The 1645-nt window shown below is 34.0% G+C and carries 3 protein-coding genes; 1 reads left to right on the top strand and 2 read right to left on the bottom strand.

What is annotated here, in order from left to right; translation table 11 throughout:
- Window positions 1-287 (bottom strand): S4 domain-containing protein (locus RT405_RS13320; protein ID WP_313470344.1); only part of this gene is annotated, 287 nt, incomplete at its 3' end.
- Between the two features lie 34 nt (window positions 288-321).
- Entirely contained in the window at window positions 322-789 is a 468-nt protein-coding gene (gene lspA, locus RT405_RS13325; protein ID WP_313470346.1) for a signal peptidase II, read from the bottom strand.
- 189 nt (window positions 790-978) lie between these two features.
- Between lspA and RT405_RS13330 the strand changes: the two genes are divergently transcribed.
- Window positions 979-1218 carry a hypothetical protein gene (locus RT405_RS13330; protein WP_313470348.1) on the top strand — a complete coding sequence of 80 codons (240 nt, stop codon included), beginning with the start codon at window positions 979-981 and terminating at the stop codon, window positions 1216-1218.
- The last annotated feature ends 427 nt before the right edge of the window (window positions 1219-1645 follow it).

Raw genomic sequence — 1645 nt, forward strand, 5'->3', positions numbered from 1 at the left:
CCTTGCGGTTTATTGACGACTAACAAATCGTCATCTTCATAAACAACTTCAATGGGAATGTTTTCTGCCTGTACATCTAAAGGAACTAGTTCAGGTTCCTCAATGTAAATCGTATCTCCCACTTGCACGTTATAGTTGGCTTTGACCTGCTTGTCGTTGACCATTACAGCTCCTTCTTTAATCCATTGTTGGATATGTGAACGAGTAATCGCCGGCAGTAATTCTACAAGAACTTTATCTAAACGTCCTTTTTCTTGATTTATTTTAAATTGATAGGTTTGTGACATGTAAAAACTCCTTTTTTATAATAGGCCCTGCCTTTTATTGCGGACTCTTTCTTTTTTTATCTGTTTCATCGAGCACGACATACAACAGCATCAACGCGACACCAATAGATAATGACATATCGGCTACATTAAAAATAGGAAAATCAATAAATTCTAATCGAATCATATCTACCACATATTCGATTCGGAGACGATCAATAAAATTACCGACTGCTCCCGCCAAAATAAAAGCCAGTGCAATAGACAACAAACGGCTGTTTCTGCCATATTGTTGTAAGTAATAGATGATGACGCCGACTACCACAAACGTAATTAGATAAAAAAACCACATTTGACCTTCTAAGATACTCCATGCAGCGCCTGAATTCTGTAGGTACATCCACGATAAGACACCCGGAATCACTTCTACTACATCATGTAAAGGAATATGCGTAACCGTTAAATATTTTGTCCATTGATCAATTCCAATAATAACAGCTGCGAAAATATAATATAAAAACATTTGTAACCCTCTCTTTACCCATAATCTATTGAAACTAGTCTATTTCCATTTTACCTGATATATGAAATAAGAGATAGCTTTTTATTTTAAACTAGCAGGAAAAAAAAGCGTACATTGTAAGACGTTTTTATTGGCTTTTGATTAGAAAAAGAGTAAAATACTTAGAGGATAAAGAAAGGAGATGTTTAAATGGAACAAGCAACTATTGAAAAAGTTTGGCAAATTAAAGGCCTCTTGTTTAAAAATGATGATTATCATTTGGCACTAGATTTGGAAGATAGCACACACCGAGTTTTAATGCGGTATATTATTGTTCATCCCGATTCCGTACCCTACCAAAAAGGAATGGAAATAGGTTATGATCAAGAAGATTTTGTCGTATATACTCACAAAGAAGATGCTAAACAAAGTTTATATTCTGTTGCCTAGTTAGACTGAGCAATTCGTCCATGAGAGTTGCAGTCTAACTTATCTTTTTAAAATCCCTCCAGTTACTGGATGCGGATTATTTTTTTGCTTTTTTTTTATTATTCCTTCTTGAGAAAAAATAATAGCCCGAAAACAACCGTTATCATTTGGGTAATTGTGTCAGCTTTGTTATACTAATAAAAGTTGCTAGTAAATATAATGTAATGGCAGGAATAAAATTATTTATCAGGAACGATAAAAACAAAATTGAATGAACGATACTTAGAAAAAAAAGGAGATTTACATAATGAAAAAAAGAACCAAAACAGTTTATGCATTAGCTGCAGCTTTCTTTTTAACTGGCTGTGCAAATGACGGTATTGCAGATGCTTTGAAAAGTACTGAAGCAATCGAACCTGAAGAAAACACCTTGTTGTCAGAATTAAAC

Origin of the sequence: Carnobacterium sp., from assembly GCF_032094055.1 — a bacterium.
In the GTDB taxonomy this organism is placed as follows: Bacteria; Bacillota; Bacilli; order Lactobacillales; family Carnobacteriaceae; genus Carnobacterium_A.

Coding starts and splice junctions, on each gene's coding strand:
- lspA (WP_313470346.1), bottom strand. CDS start 789: ATGTTTTTATATTATATTTTCGCAGCTGTTATTATTGGAATTGATCAA.
- RT405_RS13330 (WP_313470348.1), top strand. CDS start 979: ATGGAACAAGCAACTATTGAAAAAGTTTGGCAAATTAAAGGCCTCTTG.